This is a genomic window from Hydrogenophaga intermedia (genome assembly GCF_023715105.1).
GTDB classification, from domain to species: domain Bacteria; phylum Pseudomonadota; class Gammaproteobacteria; order Burkholderiales; family Burkholderiaceae_C; genus Hydrogenophaga; species Hydrogenophaga intermedia_A.
On sequence record NZ_JAMBNO010000015.1, the window covers coordinates 98,275 to 114,398 of the forward strand.

Genomic DNA, 16,124 nt, shown 5'->3' on the forward strand with positions numbered 1-16,124 from the left:
GCAGCGGTTGCACCCCCCAGTCCATCCGTCGCGAGAGCTATCGAGATTTCCTAAGGCGTCATCCACCGAACCTATTGGCGTGTGTGTGGGCTCGTGAATAACAATGCCGGCGCCGTGAGGGAGACCCCCGCACGGCACACAAGTCGCAATGCCATCCGCGTTGACGGCTATTACCGATTCCCATGCGCAACACCCAGCGCGGAGTACCCCCATGCGAGCGTCTTCGGCCTTGCGTCTGAACGTGCCTGAACCGCCCGGACGCCCTGGTTGTATCACCGACTTCTCCTATCTGCGCACCTCACCACCGGGCAGTGTGCGAAAGCCAGCGCTTGACTGCTCGCACATCGACACCACTGAATTGGTCTATGGGCTGATTGGTGTGCTCGATCGTGATGGCCGCGCCATCGGCCCCTGGGTGCCCGACATCGACACCACGCAACTGCGCCGTGGTCTGCGCGCCATGATGAAAACGCGCATCTTCGATGCACGCATGCAGGTCGCACAGCGCCAGCGAAAGACCTCGTTCTACATGCAGTGCCTCGGCGAGGAGGCCATCGCCGTTGCACACGCCGCCGCGTTGCAAGACGGTGACATGTGCTTTCCGACGTACCGCCAGCAAGGCCTTCTGCTGTGCCGCGACGACGTGTCCATGGCCGACCTGATCTGCCAGCTCATGAGCAACACCGCCGATCCACTCAAGGGTCGGCAGTTGCCCGTGATGTACTCCCTGAAGCGCGCGGGGTTCTTTTCCGTTTCCGGCAACCTGGCGACGCAGTTCATCCAGGCAGTGGGCTGGGCCATGGCCTCTGCCATCCGGGGGGATACCCGTATCGCCTCCGGCTGGATCGGTGACGGCGCCACCGCTGAAGCCGATTTTCACAATGCCCTGACCTTTGCCCACGTCTACCGCGCGCCCGTGATTCTCAACGTGGTGAACAACCAGTGGGCGATCTCTTCCTTCCAGGCGATCGCGGGCGGCGAAAGCACGACCTTTGCGGCGCGCGGTGTCGGCTGTGGCATCCCGTCGTTGCGGGTCGATGGCAACGACTTTCTGGCGGTGTATGCGGCTTCGCTCTGGGCAGCCCAGCGGGCACGCGCCAACCTCGGACCCACGCTCATCGAGTGGGTCACCTACCGTGGCGGCGCGCACTCGACTTCCGACGACCCTTCCAAATATCGACCCGCCGACGACTGGCAGCGGTTCCCGCTCGGTGATCCCATCGAACGGCTCAAGCAGCATCTGGTGCTGCGGGGCGCGTGGTCCGACCAGGAGCACGAACAGGTACGTCTCGAGCTGGAGGCCGAGGTGGCCGCATCGCAACGGGATGCGGAGCGTCACGGCACCTTGCTTGATGGCCGCATTCCCAGCGCATCCACGATGTTCGAAGACGTATACGAAACCCCGCCGCCCCACCTGCGGCAACAACGCCAGGAACTGGGGGTCTGAACCATGTCCACCACCGTTTTGCAAGCCGAAGACGAAGCACGCAGTCCTGAGAGCGCCTGGCCCGAAACGCGCTCCATGACCATGATTCAGGCCTTGCGTTCTGCGCTCGACGTGATGATGGAGCGCGACCCCGATGTCGTCGTGTTCGGGCAGGACGTGGGCTACTTTGGCGGCGTGTTCCGTGTCACCGAGGGTTTGCAGGCCAAGTACGGCAAGACGCGCTGCTTCGACGCGCCCATCAACGAAGGGGGCATCGTGGGGGCTGCGGTCGGTATGGCTGCATATGGTCTGCGTCCCGTGGCTGAAATCCAGTTCGCGGACTATTTTTACCCCGCAAGCGATCAACTGGTGTCGGAAGCGGCGCGCCTTCGCTATCGCTCGGCCGGTGACTTCACTTGTCCGCTCACCGTGCGAATGCCCTGTGGCGGCGGCATCTACGGCGGCCAGACCCACAGCCAGAGTCCCGAGGCCTTGTTCACGCACGTCTGCGGCTTGCGAACCGTCATGCCGAGCAACCCGTACGATGCCAAGGGCCTGCTGATCTCGGCGATCGAGTCCAACGACCCAGTCATCTTTCTCGAGCCCAAGCGGCTCTACAACGGTCCCTTCGACGGTCACCACGATCGCCCCATTGTTCCCTGGTCCAGGCACCCACTGGGCGTGGTTCCCACAGGGCACTATCGTGTACCGCTCGACGCAGCCCGGGTTTTCCGCGAGGGTCGCCAGCTCACCGTGCTTGCCTACGGCACCATGTGTTGGGTGGCCGAGAGCGCCGCGCAGATGACGGGTATCGACGCCGAGATCATCGACCTGCGTTCCCTCTGGCCGCTGGACCTCGATACGGTGGTGGCTTCGGTGCGCAAGACCCGCCGGTGCGCGGTGATCCACGAAGCCACGCGAACCAGTGGGTTCGGCGCCGAACTCACGGCTCTGGTGCAGGAGCATTGCTTCTATCACCTCGAAGCGCCGATCGAACGCGTGACGGGCTGGGACACGCCCTATCCGCACGCCCAGGAGTGGGCGTACTTCCCGGGTCCGTCCCGCGTTGGCGCAGCCCTGCGCCGTCTGGCGGAGGCTTGATCATGGGGGTGTATGCGATCCGGATGCCCGACATCGGGGAAGGCATTGCCGAGGTGGAGGTGGTGGCGTGGCGCGTGGCGCCAGGTGACGCCGTGAAGGAAGACCAGACAGTGGCCGACGTGATGACCGACAAGGCCACGGTGGAGATCCCGTCTCCAGTGGCTGGGATCGTGCTCGCGCTCGGCGGCGCCAAGGGCGCTACCCTCGCGGTGGGGGCTGAGCTCATCCGCCTTGAAGTGGTGGGCGAGGGCAACCTCACCACGGTCCCTTCGGGTATGCCGCCTGCGGCGCCTTCGGCAGGTATGCCGCCAGCCCCCGTCGCCGCCCGGACCCCTGTCGAGGCGCGGGAAGAGGCCGTCGAGGCTGCCGCACCTGTGATGGGCGTCGGCGCCATCCCTGTGACATCGTCTGTTGCGCCCGCGGCCTTGCCGCCTGCCATGCGGGCACCCGGCGAGCGTCCGCTGGCCTCTCCCGCCGTGCGCCAGCGCGCCTGGGATCTGGGTGTCGAGCTGCGTTTTGTCCACGGCAGCGGACCGGCCGGGCGCATCACCCACAACGATCTCGACGCTTACATCGCCAGTCGTGGGCGTGCGCCCGTCGCTGCACCGGTGTCTGCCTATGCGCGGCGGGCGGGCGAGCTCGAGGTGCCGGTCATCGGCTTGCGGCGCAAGATCGCGCAGCGCATGCAGGAGTCCAAGCGTCGCATCCCGCATTTCAGCTATGTCGAAGAGGTCGACGTCACGCAGATCGAGGCCCTGCGGCGGGTGCTCAATGAGCGTCACGCGACCGAGCGCGGCAAACTCACGCTGCTGCCGCTGCTGGTTCGTGCCCTGGTGCTGGCGCTGCGCGAGTTCCCGCAGATGAACGCGCGCTTCGACGACGACAACGGCGTGGTCACGCGCCACGCTCCGGTGCACCTGGGCGTGGCCACCCAGACGCCGAACGGCCTCATGGTGCCCGTGTTGCGCCATGCCGAGGCCATGGACCTGTGGCAGTGCGCACGTGACATCGCCCGCCTGGCCGATGCCGCCCGCAGCGCAAAGGCCGCGCGCGAAGAACTCACGGGCTCCACGTTCACGCTCAGCAGCCTCGGCGCCCTGGGGGGCATCGTCACCACACCGGTGATCAACCATCCCGAGGTGGCCATCCTGGGCGTCAACCGCATCGTGGAGCGCCCGGTTTTCCGGGACGGCCACGTCGTGGCGCGCCAGTTCATGAACCTTTCGGCCTCGTTCGACCACCGGGTGGTGGACGGCATGGACGCTGCGCAGTTCATCCAGGCCATTCGCGCCGCTCTGGAAACACCCGCCCTTCTTTTCCTGGACTGAGCCCATGAACGCGATTCAGACACAACTGCTCGTGCTCGGCGGTGGACCGGGCGGCTACGTGGCCGCCATTCGCGCGGGGCATATGGGCGTGGGCACCGTGCTCGTCGAAGGGCAGGCCCTCGGTGGCACCTGCCTCAACGTGGGATGCATCCCCTCCAAGGCGCTGATCCACGCCGCGGGCGAGTACGAGGCCGTACAGCGGGCAATGCTTGGTGCGTCGGTGTTGGGCATTCGCGCCCGCGAGGCGTCCGTCGACCTGGCCGTGCTTCAGGGCTGGAAGCAGCAGGTGGTGGGCAAGCTCACCGGGGGTGTGGGCGCGTTGCTGCGCAAGGCGGGCGTGCGCGTGGTGCAGGGCCGTGGCCACATCGTCGACGGCAAGACCGTGGACGTGACGGGCCCTGACGGCGAGGTTCAGCGTTTCCAGTGCGAGCATCTTCTGCTGGCCACCGGGTCTGAGGCCGTGGCCCTGCCCACGCTGCCTTTCGGCGAGCGCGTGTTGTCATCGACAGAGGCCTTGGCGCTGGACGCGCTCCCGCGCCAGCTTGTGGTGGTGGGCGGCGGCTACATCGGCCTGGAGCTCGGGTTTGCGTGGCGCAAGCTGGGGGCCGAGGTGGCCATCGTGGAGGCGTCTGATCGTGTGCTTCCCGCGTGGGATGACGACCTGGTGCGGCCGGTGGTCGCTTCTCTCCAGCGCCTGGGGGTTGCGCTGCACCTGGGGTGCCACGCAGAAGGACTCACGCACGACGGCCTCGGCCTTCGCGTGCGAAGCCGCCAGGCCGACGAATTCGTGCTGCCGATCGACCGCGTGCTGGTGGCCGTGGGCAGGCGTCCTCACACGGCGGGCTATGGGCTCGAAGGTCTGCAACTGACCATGGCCGGCAACGCCGTGAAGGTGGATGACCAGTGCCGCACATCGATGCGAAATGTGTGGGCCATCGGGGATCTCACCGGTGAGCCGATGCTCGCCCATCGCGCCATGGCGCAGGCCGAGGTGGCGGTGGCGTGCATCGCGGGCCACACGCGGCGTTTTGCGCCCCTGGCGGTGCCCGCCATCTGCTTCACCGATCCCGAGGTGGTGGCGGTCGGTCTGACACCCGCCGACTGCGCAGCCGCCGGCATCCCCTGCCTCAGCGCCAGTTTTCCGTTTGCCGCCAATGGTCGCGCGCTGTCCATGGATGGCGCCCAGGGATTCGTGCGCGTGGTCGCACGTCAGGACAATCACCAGGTGTTGGGCTGGCAGGCGGTGGGTCCGGGGGTCTCGGAGCTCGCGGCAGGCTTTGGTTTGGGTATCGAAATGGGTGCGCGGCTGGAAGACGTCGGCGGCACCATCCACGCCCATCCCACGCTGGGCGAGGCGGTGCAGGAAGCTGCGTTGCGCGCGCTGGGCAGGGCTGTCCACGTCTGATGCCGGACCTGCCCGGTCGGGCGGTACCGCCGTCAGGACGACGACGCGAGCTTGATCGCCTCTTCAATGCGCTGGTAGGTGCCGCACCGACACAGATTGCCGCTCATGGCCTCACGGATGGCCGTCGCATCCGGTTTGGGGTTGGCCTTCAACAGCGCGCACGCGCTCATCAGCTGCCCGCTCTGGCAATAACCGCACTGCACCACGTCCACCGCTGTCCACGCGCTGCGCAGCGCCGCGATTTCGGGACCTTCGATGCCTTCGATGGTGGTGATGGACTGGCCCGCCACCGCGGCCACGGGTGTGACGCAGGAGCGGATCGGGTTGCCGTTGGCGTGCACGGTGCAGGCGCCGCACAGCGCCATGCCGCAGCCGAACTTGGTGCCGGTGAGCTTCAGGTCGGCGCGCAGCACCCACAGCAAGGGTGTGTCGGGGTCGGCGTCCACCGTGACGGGGCGGCCGTTGACGTTGAGTGTGGTGGTCATCGCGGGCTCCTCAGGCAGACAGTTTCAGGGGCAGGCTGCGCAGGCGCTGGCCGGTGAGCGCGAACAGCGCGTTGGCCACCGCGGGCGCGATCGGCGGCAGGCCCGGTTCACCCACGCCTTCGGGGTGTTCGGTGCTGGGCAGGATGACGGTGTCCACGCGCGGCGCTTCGTTCAGGCGCAGGATGGGCTGGTCGTGGTAGTTGCCTTGCTGCACCTGTCCATCGACGATCTCCACGCCGCCGTACAGCGCTGCCGACAGGCCGAAGACCACCGCGCTTTCCATCTGTTGGCGAATGCCTGCGGGGTTGACCGCCAGGCCGCAATCGATGGCGCACCAGACACGGTGCACGCGGATGGCCTTGTCGGGCCCGAGCGAAACCTCGGCCACCTGCGCTACCGTGGAGCCGAAGGAGTCGTGCAGCGCGATGCCGCGCGCGGTCTTCGCCCCGTCGGGCGCCGGCGGCGAGGGTGTTCCCCAGCCCGCGGCCTGGGCGGCGGCGCGCAACACGGCGAGCTGCTTCGGGTGCTGCTGCAGCAAGGCTTCGCGAAACGCCAGCGGGTCGGCAGCCGCGGCGTGCGCGCATTCGTCGAGGAATCCCTCCTTGAAGAACGCCTGGTGTGAGTGACCCACTGCGCGCCAAAAGCCCACCTGCAGCGGCAGGGTCACGTTGACGTGCGCGATGCGCGCCGCCGGCCATTCGTAGGCCTGGTCGAAGGCGCCCTCGCTGGCGGTCTTGTCGGGCCCGCCGCCAGGCAGGCCGAAGGCGCGCTTCAAGACCTGCGGGATGATGGCCTGGCCGGCGCTGGTGTTCTTCCAGGCCACGAGTCGCTTGTCGGCGTCGAACCCGGCCTCGAAGCGCGCCACGCAGGCCGGGCGATAGAGGTCGTGCTTCGTGTCCTGCTCGCGGCTCCAGATCGTCTGCACCGGCTGACCCGGCACCGCCTTGGCGATGGCCGCGGCCTGGGCGATGAAATCAACCTCGAGCCGGCGCCCGAAGCCGCCGCCGAGCAGCATCACGTTCACCGTCACCGCGTCCGCTGGCAGCCCCATGGCGTCGGCCGCGGCCTTGCGCGCCAGGCCTGGCACCTGGGTGGAAACCCACACCGTGGCCTTGTTGCCTTCGAAGAGCACGGTGCAGTTGATGGGTTCGAGCGCTGCGTGTGCGAGCCAGGGGGCGCGGTACTCGGCGTCGATGCGCTGCGCCGCACCGGCCAGCGCGGCATCGACCTCGCCGGTCTCGTAAAAGGCGAAACCCTTTTCGGTGCGCGCGGCCTGTGCGATCCGCTCCAGGGCAGCGCTGCTGCTGAAGGTGGCCAGTTCGCCGTGGTCCCAGGTGACGTCCAGCGCGTCGGCCGCTTGCCGCGCGCGCCAGGGGTGGTCGGCGATCACCGCCACACCGCCGGTGCCGCCATTGAGCGGCGGTACCGCCACCACGGCCTTCACGCCGCGCCGCTGGCGTGCGGCCGCGTCGTCGTGGCGTTGCGCGCGGCCACCGAGGGTGGGGCACATCTTCACGCTGGCATACAGCAGGCCATCGGGCAGGGCGTCGATGCCGAAGCGCGCGCTGCCGTCGATCTTGCCCGGGGTATCGATGCGCCGCGTGGGCCGCCCGATGAGCTTGAAGCGCTCGGGCGACTTGAGCGTGGGCGAGGAGGGCATGGCTTGCTGCGCGGCGGCCGCGGCCAGCGCACCGTAGGGCAGGCGCCGGCCATCGGGCGCGATCACCTCGCCGTTCTCGGTGCTGCAGTCGGCCGTGGCGATGCTCCACTGCGCAGCTGCAGCAGCCACCAGCATCTGGCGCGCGGCGGCACCGGCCTGGCGCATCGGCAGCCACAGATCCTTCACGCTGGAGGAGCCGCCGGTCATCATGACGCCGACCTCGCGCATGGTCTTGGCCGTGAGCCACTTCACCGCGTCGAGCACCAGGTTGTCGGTGTCGGGGTGCACCGGCAGGCCGTCGACCACGGTGCTGATGTTGTTGTAGATCTTGTCGATGGGCGACTGCTGCCAGCGCACGCGCGACCAGTCGGCGTCCAGCTCTTCGGCCAGCAGCATGCACAGGCTGGTCACCACACCCTGGCCCATCTCGCTCTTGGCCAGCGTGACCGTGACCGTGCCGTCGCGCGCGATCTTCACCCAGCCATTGAAGGCGACTTCGCCCTCGCCGGTGGGCAATGACTCGGCCGTGGTGAGCCGCTGGCGCGGCGGCATCACGCCCCAGCCGATGGCCAGCGCGCCGGCGACGCCGAGCGTTCCGAGGATGAACTTGCGACGTGTGCCCATGGGTGATATCTCCCGGTGGCTTACTGGAACGCGACCTCGGCGAAGCTGCGCAGCTTGCGGCTGTGCAACTGGTCCACGCCGCCTTCGCGCAGCCGTTCGATGGCGCGGATGCCGATGCGCAGGTGCTGGTCCACGCGCTCGCGGTAGAAGTGGTTGGCCATGCCGGGCAGCTTGATCTCCCCGTGCAGGGGTTTGTCGCTCACGCAGAGCAAGGTGCCGTACGGTACGCGGAAGCGGAAACCGTTGGCCGCGATGGTGGCCGATTCCATGTCGAGTGCCACCGCGCGCGATTGCGAGAAGCGGCGCTGCGGCTTGTTGTCGGGCAACAGCTCCCAGTTGCGGTTGTCGGTGCTGGCCACGGTGCCGGTGCGCATGATGCGCTTGAGCTCTTGCGGCGCCACGCCGGTCACGTCGGCCACCGCGGCCTCCAGCGCGAGCTGGATCTCGGCCAACGCCGGAATGGGCACCCACAGCGGGAGCTCTTCGTCGAGCACGTGGTCCTCGCGCACGTAGGCGTGGGCGAGCACGTAGTCGCCCAGTTGTTGCGTGGTGCGCAGCCCGGCGCAGTGGCCCAGCATCAGCCAGGCGTGCGGGCGTAGCACGGCGATGTGGTCGGTGATGTTCTTGGCGTTGGCGGGGCCGACGCCGATGTTGACCATGGTGATGCCGCTGCGATCCGCGCGCATGAGGTGGTAGCCCGGCATCTGCGGCAGGCGCGGCGGCGCGTGGCCGAGTTCGTCGCCGGGTTCGTGCGGCAGGCCGGCGCGGCGGATCACCACGTTGCCCGGTTCGACGAAGGCGATGTAGGGGCTGTCGGGTTTGGCCATCTCGGCGTGGCCGAGCTTGATGAACTCGTCGATGTAGAACTGGTAGTTCGTGAACAGCACGAAATTCTGGAACCAGTCGGGCGAGGTGCCGGTGTAGTGGCGCATGCGCTGCAGCGAGTAGTCCACCCGCGGTGCGGTGAACAGCGCCAGCGGTTGCGGCTCGCCCGGCCCGGGCTCGTGCGTGCCGTTGGCAATGCCGTCGTCCATCGCGGTGAGGTCGGGCAGATCGAACACGTCGCGCATGAAGGCGCGGCGCGTGGCGCTCATCTGGCCTTCCACGTGGTCGTTTTCAGCGAACGAGAAGTGGATCGGGATCGGTTGGTTGCTGGTGCCGACCTCAAGCTCGCCGCCGTGGTTGGCCAGCAGCAGGCGGAACTGCTCGCGGTAGTAGTCTTCGTACAGGTCGGGGCGGGTGAGCGTGGTCTCGTAGCGGCCGGGGCCGGCCACGAAGCCGTAGCTCAGGCGTTTGCGGCCCAGTTCGTCGGCCCCTTCGCCCAGGCGCAGGTTGCTGTGCGTGTGCAGGCGCACGTAGGGGTAGCAGGCGCGCACCCGCACGCCGTGGAAGTCGGCGCCGTCCACGTAGTCGTGCAGCGCCTTGCGCAGGAAGTCCACGCTGTGCTGGTAGATGCGGCGCACCTGGTCGAGCGCGGCATCCGGGTCGTCGAAAAGGCGCGGGGCGGTAAAGTCGGGCGATCGCTGCATGGGCCTATTGTGTACGGCTTGAGATGAACGGTTTGTCATCCCCCGACGTGGCCCAGGCGGCCGCCACCCTCGCCGTGGCCCTGGGCTGCGGCCTGCTCGTGGGCATCGAGCGCGAGCGGCGCAAGGGCAGCGGGCCGGCGCGTGCGCTGGCCGGGTTGCGCAGTTTCGCGCTCACCTGCGTCACCGGCGCCGCCGCCGCGCTCACCGGCCTGTCGGGCGTGGTGGTGGCCGGCGCCGCGTTCATCGCCGCGCTGTGCGTCGTGGCCTATGTGAAGGACCGCTCGGACGACCCGGGCGTGACCACCGAGGTGGCACTGCTGCTCACCTACCTGATCGGCGTGCTGGCGGCCCACAGCGGCGCGCTGGCCGCCGCCATGGCGGTGTCGCTGACGGTGGTGCTGGCGGTGCGCGACCGCGCCCACCGCTTCGTCAACCACTGGCTGCAGCCGGCCGAGATGCGCGACGGTCTGCTGCTGGCCGCGCTGGTGCTGCTCGGCCTGCCGCTGTTGCCCGATCGCGCCTTGTGGGGCGACGCGCTCAACCCGCGCGCCATCGGCACGCTGCTGGCTCTCTTGCTGGCGATTCAGTCGGCAGCACACCTGGCGCGGCGCCTGCTGGCGGCGCGTCACGCGGTCGCTTTGTCGGCGCTGGCCTCGGGCTTCGTGTCGAGCACGGCCACCATCGCCAGCCTCGGGTTGGCGGCGCGCGAAGGCCGGGCGAGCCACCGGGCCATGGCCGGCGGCGGCCTGCTGTCGTGCGTGTCGACGCAACTGCAGGTGCTGATGGTGGCGGCCGCGGTGCGTCCCGCCTGGCTGAGCGCTTTGTGGTTGCCCGCGCTTGCCGCAGGTGCCATGGCGCTTGTCTGGGGTTGGTGGCTGGTGCGGCAGGACGGCGCCAACGTGGCTGTCACCGGCGCCACCCCGCGCACCGAGGCGCTGCCGGCCCCGCGCGCGGACCGCATGTTCAGCCTGGGCGGCGCACTCGCGGTGGCGGCGTTGTTGGCGGCTGTGCAGGCGCTGGTGCACGGTCTGCAGCAATGGTTGGGCGACGCCGGGCTGATCGTCGGCGCGGTGATCGGTGCGCTGGCCGATCTGCACGCCTCGGCCGCCGCGGTCTTCAGCGACAGCGGCCCGCTGGATGCGGCGCGCCAGGCGCTGGCGCTGGTGCTGCTGGTGCACGCGGCGAGCAAGTCGGTGACGGCCTTCGCCGCGGGTGGCTGGGGCTACGTGCGTTGGCTGGCGCCGGGGCTGTGGGTGCACAGCGCGCTGGCAGCGGCGTTGCTGCTCTTGCTGTAGCCGCTTCGCCGCCAGCGCCGGGCGCTCACCTCACGGGTTCGCGCATCGTCACGAATTCTTCCGCCGCGGTGGGGTGGATGCCGATGGTGTTGTCGAACACCGCCTTGGTGGCGCCGGCCTTGAGCGCCACCGCAAAGCCCTGCACGATCTCGCCAGCCTCGGCGCCCACCATGTGCAGGCCCACGACGCGATCGGTTTTCGTGTCCACGACCAGTTTCATCAGTGTGCGTTCACTGCGCCCCGACAGGGTGTGCTTGAGCGCCTTGAACTCGCTGCGAAACACGGTGACGTCGCCGAACCGCTCGCGCGCCTGCGCCTCGGTGAGGCCCACGGTGCCGATACTCGGGTGCGTGAACACGGCCGTGGGGATGAAGTCGTAGGCCATATCACGCGGCGCTTTGCCCGGTGCGGGGCCGCACAGCGCGTCCACCACCACCATGGCCTCGCCCAGCGCCACCGGTGTGAGCTGCACGCGGTTGGTCACGTCGCCGACGGCGCGGATGTGCGGCACGTTGGTCTGGTATTGCGCGTTCACGATCACCTCGCCTCGCGCGCCGGTGGCCACGCCCACACGTTCCAGACCTAGGTCTCGCGTGTTGGGCACGCGGCCGGTGGCGTAGAGCACGGCATCGGCCATCACGGTGTTGCCGTCCTCGCATTCCACGCGCAGGCCTTGTCCCGTCTTGCGGATGTCGACCACGCCGGCGTTCAGGCGCAGGTCCACGCCGGCCTTCACCATTTCGGCCGCGGCGAAGTGGCGGATCTCGTCGTCGAAGCCGCGCAGCACCTGCTCGCCGCGGTAGAGCTGGGTCACGTTTGCGCCCAGGCCGTTGAAGATCGAGGCGAACTCGCAGGCGATGTAGCCGCCGCCGACGATGAGCAGGCGCTTCGGGAACGGGTCGAGGTCGAACACCTCGTTGCTGGTGATGACGTGCTCGCGCCCGCTGAAGTGCGGCACGTGCGGTGTGCCGCCGGTGGCGATCAGGATGTTCGCTGCACTGAAGCGGCGGTGCCCGGGCGAGCCATCGGCGTTGAGCGTGGCCAGTTCGATCTCGTGATCGCCCACCAGGCGCGCAAAGCCGTCGAGCTGCGTGACGCCCGCGCCGCGCAGCAGGTTGGCATAGACGCCGTTCAGGCGCGCGATCTCCTTCGCGCGGTTGGCCTTGAGCGTGGCCCAGTCGAACGTGGTTTCACCCACCTGCCAGCCGAAGCCGCGTGCCTCCTCGAAGGCCTCGCTGTAGTGCGCCGCGTAGCTGTAGAGCTTCTTGGGAATGCAGCCCACGTTCACGCAGGTGCCGCCCAGGCCGTCGGTGCCCAGCACCTCGGCCAGGGCCACGCGCAGGCCGCGCTGTGCGGCCATGCGCGCGGCGCGCACGCCACCGCTGCCACCGCCGATGACGAAAAGATCGAAGTCGAATGCGCTCATGCCCGCAATGGTAGGCCGCCCGGTGCGGACTTGCCTCGCGCCCCGCCAAGGACCCGGCGCGCGCGGGGCCATGGCGAACACCCGGTGCGCGGCGTGGCGCATCTGCCCACAATGCGCGCCATGGCAACCCAGGCGCAGGCAAGCACGTCGGACGACGGTCTGGCGGTGGGCCGGCGCACGCAGCCCGCGATCGACTACGCCGACGAAGGCAGCGTGCAGCGCCTGGGTGCGGAGATCGCTCAACGACTGGGCGAGGAAGGGCGCGCGCTGCGCACCCTGATCGTGGCCACCGGCGTGCTGCACGAGGGCGAACAGGTGCGGCCCGAGCGCAGCTGGCAACACCTGCAGGCCGAGGCACTGCAGAGAGTGTTCCTGATCAACACCGTGGGCCCGGCGCTGGTGATGCGCCACCTGCTGCCGCTGTTGCCGCGCCAGGGGCGCTGCGTGGCGGCGTTCCTGTCGGCGCGCGTGGGCAGCATCGGCGACAACCGCCTGGGCGGCTGGTACGCCTACCGGGCGTCGAAGGCCGCGCTGAACCAGCTCGTGCGCACCGCATCGATCGAACTCGCGCGCCGCAACAAGGCGGCGCTGTGCGTGGCGCTGCACCCGGGCACGGTGGACACCGGCTTGTCAAAACCCTTCGCCAAGGCCGGCCTGGACGTGCGCCCCCCCGAGGTGGCGGCCGCCGACCTGCTGCGCGTGATCGACGGCCTGGGCGAGGGCAGCAGCGGATGCTTCTTCGATCACCAGGGTCTGGAAGTGCCCTGGTGAGCCCTTAGTAGGTGTAGACGCCGCGGCCGGTCTTGCGGCCCAGCCAGCCCGCGGCCACCATTTCCTTCAGCAGCGGGGCGGGGCGGTACTTGCTGTCATTGAACTCGGCCATGTAGACGTTCATCACAGCCAGGCACACGTCCAGACCGATCATGTCGGCCAGCGCGAGCGGGCCGATCGGCTGGTTGGTGCCGAGCTTCATGCCGGCGTCGATGTCTTCGGGGGTGGCGATGCCTTCGGCCAGCACGAAGAAGGCTTCGTTGATCATCGGCACGAGGATGCGGTTGACCACGAAGCCGGGTGCGTTCTTCACGGTGATGGGCGACTTGCCCAGCGCCTCGGCCAGGGCTTTGACCGTGTGGTGCGTGGCGTCGCTGGTCTGCAGGCCGCGGATGATCTCCACCAGCGCCATCATGGGCACGGGGTTGAAGAAGTGCATGCCGATGAAACGGTCGGCGCGTTGCGTGGCGGCGGCCAGCTTGGTGATGCTGATCGAGCTGGTGTTGGTGGCCACGATCACCTCGGGCGCGAGCAGCGCGTCGAGCTGCTGCAGGATCTTCACCTTCAGTGCCTCGTTTTCGGTGGCGGCCTCGATCACGAGCTGCGCGCCCTTCAGTTCCTCGTAGTTCGTGCTTGTCTTGATCCGTGCGAGCGCCTGCGCCTTGCCTTCGGCCGTGAGTTTTTCTTTCTTGATCAGCCGGTCCAGGCTGCCGGCCACGGTGGCCATGCCTTTGTCGAGCGCTGCCTGCGCAATGTCGACCATGACCACGCGAATGCCACTGGTGGCACAGGCCTGGGCGATGCCGTTGCCCATGGTGCCCGAGCCGATGATGCCGACGGTCTGGATGCGATTGCTGCTCATGCGGAAAACCTCGTGGGGAAATGAAGATGGCGGAAAGGGAAAACCCGCGTCGCGCGGGCGTCTTGGCTAGGCGCGCCTGCCTAAACCGGTGCCGGGCGCGCGTGCTAACTTGCTCTTCGATTGTCGCGCAGCCATGCTGCGCTGCAGCGACTCTGGAGACACCTGCATGTACGACGTGATCATTGTGGGCGGCGGCTCGGCCGGCTGCGTGCTGGCCGGGCGGCTCAGCGAAGACCCCCAACTGCGCGTGGCGCTGATCGAGGCCGGCCCGCCGGACCGCAGCGTGCTCATCCACTGCCCCGCGGGGCTGGCGCTGCTGGCCAAGAACGGGCAGGCCAACTGGTGCCTGGAGACGGTGCCGCAACCCGGGCTGAACGGCCGGCGCGGTTACCAGCCGCGTGGCAAGGTGCTTGGCGGCTCAAGCTCCGTCAACGCCATGATTTACGCCCGCGGGCACGCCAGCGACTACGACGCGTGGGCCGCCGAGGGCAACCCCGGTTGGGCCTGGGCCGACGTGCTGCCGTACTTCAAGCGCGCCGAGCACAACGAGCGCGGCGCCGATGCCTGGCATGGCACGGGCGGGCCGCTCAACGTGAAGGACCTCACCAGCCCCAACCCGTTCGTCGCGCATTTCGTGGCCGCTGGCCGGGAGGCGGGTCAGCCGGTGAACCCCGATTTCAACGGGGCAGAGCAGGAAGGCGTGGGCCCCTATCAGGTGACACACAAGGACGGCGAGCGCTTCAGCGCGGCCAAGGCCTACCTCACCCCGCACCTGGGTCGGCCCAACCTCACGGTGATCACCGATGCGTTGGTGATGCGCGTGGTGATGGACGAGGAGCCCGAAGAGGCTGGCGGCGCACCGCGCGCCGTGGCGGTGGAGTACCGCGCGCAGGGGGGGCGTGGGCCGCTGCAGATCGTGCGCTGCAAGGAAGGCGGCGAGGTGGTGTTGAGCGCTGGCGCCTTCGGCTCGCCCCAGTTGCTCATGCTCTCGGGCATCGGCCCGGCCGAGCATCTGCAGCAACACGGCATCCACGTGGTGCACCCGTTGCCCGGCGTCGGGCAGAACCTGCACGACCACGTGGACGTGGTGCAGGTGGTCAACGCGCCGCGCGCCACCGAACTCTTCGGCCTGTCGTTCAAGGGGGTGGTCGCCGCGTTGCGCGGCATCGTGGAATGGCGCCGTGCGCGCACCGGCCTGCTCACCACCAACTTCGCCGAAGCCGGGGGCTTCATCAAGAGTGCGCCCGACGAGGCGATCCCCGATCTGCAACTGCACTTCGTGATCGGCAAGCTGGTGGACCACGGCCGCAAGACGGTGTTCGGCCACGGCTTTTCATGTCACGTTTGCCTGCTGCGCCCGAAGAGCCGCGGCTCGCTGCGCCTGGCCAGCCGCGACCCGCAGGTGGCGCCGCTGATCGACCCCGCCTTTTTGCAAGACCCGGATGACATGGCGCGACTGGTGCGCGGCTTCAAGCTCATGCGTCGGCTCTTGCAGCAACCGGCGCTGGCGCGATTCGGTGGCACCGAGTCGCGCGCCTCGGCCGATGCGCAGAGCGACGCGCAGATCGAGCAGTTCATCCGCGGGCACGCCGACACCATTTACCACCCGGTGGGCACGTGCCGCATGGGCAATGGCGCCGACGCGGTGGTGGATGCCGAGTTGCGTGTGCACGGCGTGCAGGGCCTGCGCGTGGTCGATGCGTCGGTGATGCCGCGCATCGTGGGTGGCAACACCAACGCGCCGGTGATCATGGTGGCGGAGAAGGCGGTCGATATGATCCGCGCCGCACGCCGCGCCGCGGCGACATCACCGGAGACAGCCCATGATCCTGGAACACGCGGACATCCGCATCGATCCGTCGCAGGCCTCGGCGTTTGAAGAGGCCATCCTGCGCGGCGTGAACACCGTCATCGCGCACGCCAAAGGCTTCAAGGGCTTCAAGGTCAACCGCAGCATCGAAAGCCCGGGCCGCTACCTGCTGATGATCTACTGGGACACCCTGGAAGACCACACCGTGGGCTTTCGCGGTTCTGCGGCGTTCGCGCAATGGCGCGCCATCGTCGGCCCGTTCTTCGCACAGCCCCCGGTGGTGGAGCACCTCGAACTCGTGGGCAAGAGCTGAGGGCGCTGTCGGGCGTCATCGATACCCCAGCGGGTTACCCGCGGATCGCACTCCTAGACTCGTGGGCCCGCCCGCTGAGGCACGCTGTC

At 68.6% G+C, this 16,124-nt stretch carries 13 protein-coding genes; 8 read left to right on the plus strand and 5 right to left on the minus strand.

What is annotated here, in order from left to right:
• Positions 1–211 precede the first annotated feature (211 nt).
• The 4 genes from M3149_RS15320 (at position 212) to lpdA (ending at position 5,260) form a co-directional block, all read left to right on the plus strand.
• Positions 212–1,447: a thiamine pyrophosphate-dependent enzyme gene (locus M3149_RS15320; protein WP_251710450.1), complete on the plus strand. Its 1,236-nt coding sequence runs from the start codon at positions 212–214 to the stop codon at positions 1,445–1,447.
• 75 nt (positions 1,448–1,522) lie between these two features.
• On the plus strand, positions 1,523–2,527 hold the full coding sequence (locus tag M3149_RS15325) for an alpha-ketoacid dehydrogenase subunit beta (protein ID WP_251710451.1): 1,005 nt from the start codon (positions 1,523–1,525) through the stop codon (positions 2,525–2,527).
• 2 nt (positions 2,528–2,529) lie between these two features.
• A complete protein-coding gene (locus M3149_RS15330) occupies positions 2,530–3,855 on the plus strand; it encodes a dihydrolipoamide acetyltransferase family protein (RefSeq protein WP_251710412.1) in 1,326 nt (441 codons plus the stop codon).
• A 4-nt stretch (positions 3,856–3,859) separates the two neighbouring features.
• Positions 3,860–5,260 carry a dihydrolipoyl dehydrogenase gene (gene lpdA / locus M3149_RS15335; RefSeq protein WP_251710413.1) on the plus strand — a complete coding sequence of 467 codons (1,401 nt, stop codon included), beginning with the start codon at positions 3,860–3,862 and terminating at the stop codon, positions 5,258–5,260.
• A gap of 32 nt (positions 5,261–5,292) precedes the next feature.
• Here lpdA and M3149_RS15340 read toward each other — a convergent pair whose 3' ends face one another.
• Genes M3149_RS15340 through M3149_RS15350 form a run of 3 tightly spaced genes read right to left on the minus strand, consistent with a single transcriptional unit; the run spans position 5,293 to position 9,558 of the window.
• Positions 5,293–5,745, minus strand: coding sequence for a (2Fe-2S)-binding protein (locus M3149_RS15340; protein WP_251710414.1), 453 nt, complete (start codon positions 5,743–5,745; stop codon positions 5,293–5,295).
• A 10-nt stretch (positions 5,746–5,755) separates the two neighbouring features.
• Entirely contained in the window at positions 5,756–8,029 is a 2,274-nt protein-coding gene (locus M3149_RS15345; protein ID WP_251710415.1) for a xanthine dehydrogenase family protein molybdopterin-binding subunit, read from the minus strand.
• A 20-nt stretch (positions 8,030–8,049) separates the two neighbouring features.
• Positions 8,050–9,558, minus strand: a complete 1,509-nt coding sequence (locus M3149_RS15350) for an AMP nucleosidase (RefSeq protein WP_251710416.1) — start codon at positions 9,556–9,558, stop codon at positions 8,050–8,052.
• Between the two features lie 23 nt (positions 9,559–9,581).
• Between M3149_RS15350 and M3149_RS15355 the strand changes: the two genes are divergently transcribed.
• Positions 9,582–10,853 (plus strand): MgtC/SapB family protein, encoded by a 1,272-nt coding sequence (locus M3149_RS15355; protein WP_251710417.1) that lies wholly within the window; start codon positions 9,582–9,584, stop codon positions 10,851–10,853.
• Positions 10,854–10,878: 25 nt separating this feature from the next.
• Here the strand turns inward: M3149_RS15355 and gorA are convergent, their stop codons facing one another.
• On the minus strand, positions 10,879–12,279 hold the full coding sequence (gene gorA, locus M3149_RS15360) for a glutathione-disulfide reductase (RefSeq protein ID WP_251710418.1): 1,401 nt from the start codon (positions 12,277–12,279) through the stop codon (positions 10,879–10,881).
• 120 nt (positions 12,280–12,399) lie between these two features.
• Between gorA and M3149_RS15365 the strand changes: the two genes are divergently transcribed.
• On the plus strand, positions 12,400–13,050 hold the full coding sequence (locus tag M3149_RS15365) for an SDR family NAD(P)-dependent oxidoreductase (protein WP_251710419.1): 651 nt from the start codon (positions 12,400–12,402) through the stop codon (positions 13,048–13,050).
• A 4-nt stretch (positions 13,051–13,054) separates the two neighbouring features.
• On the opposite strand, the gene M3149_RS15370 is transcribed toward M3149_RS15365, so the two are convergent.
• Complete coding sequence (locus M3149_RS15370) at positions 13,055–13,912, minus strand: 3-hydroxybutyryl-CoA dehydrogenase (RefSeq protein WP_251710420.1); 858 nt, start codon at positions 13,910–13,912, stop codon at positions 13,055–13,057.
• 166 nt (positions 13,913–14,078) lie between these two features.
• Between M3149_RS15370 and M3149_RS15375 the strand changes: the two genes are divergently transcribed.
• Both M3149_RS15375 and M3149_RS15380 read left to right on the plus strand, forming a co-directional pair.
• On the plus strand, positions 14,079–15,791 hold the full coding sequence (locus tag M3149_RS15375; protein WP_251710421.1) for a GMC family oxidoreductase: 1,713 nt from the start codon (positions 14,079–14,081) through the stop codon (positions 15,789–15,791).
• Positions 15,736–16,035: an antibiotic biosynthesis monooxygenase family protein gene (locus M3149_RS15380; protein ID WP_251710422.1), complete on the plus strand. Its 300-nt coding sequence runs from the start codon at positions 15,736–15,738 to the stop codon at positions 16,033–16,035. The genes M3149_RS15375 and M3149_RS15380 overlap by 56 nt, the downstream gene beginning before the upstream one ends.
• Positions 16,036–16,124 lie beyond the last annotated feature (89 nt).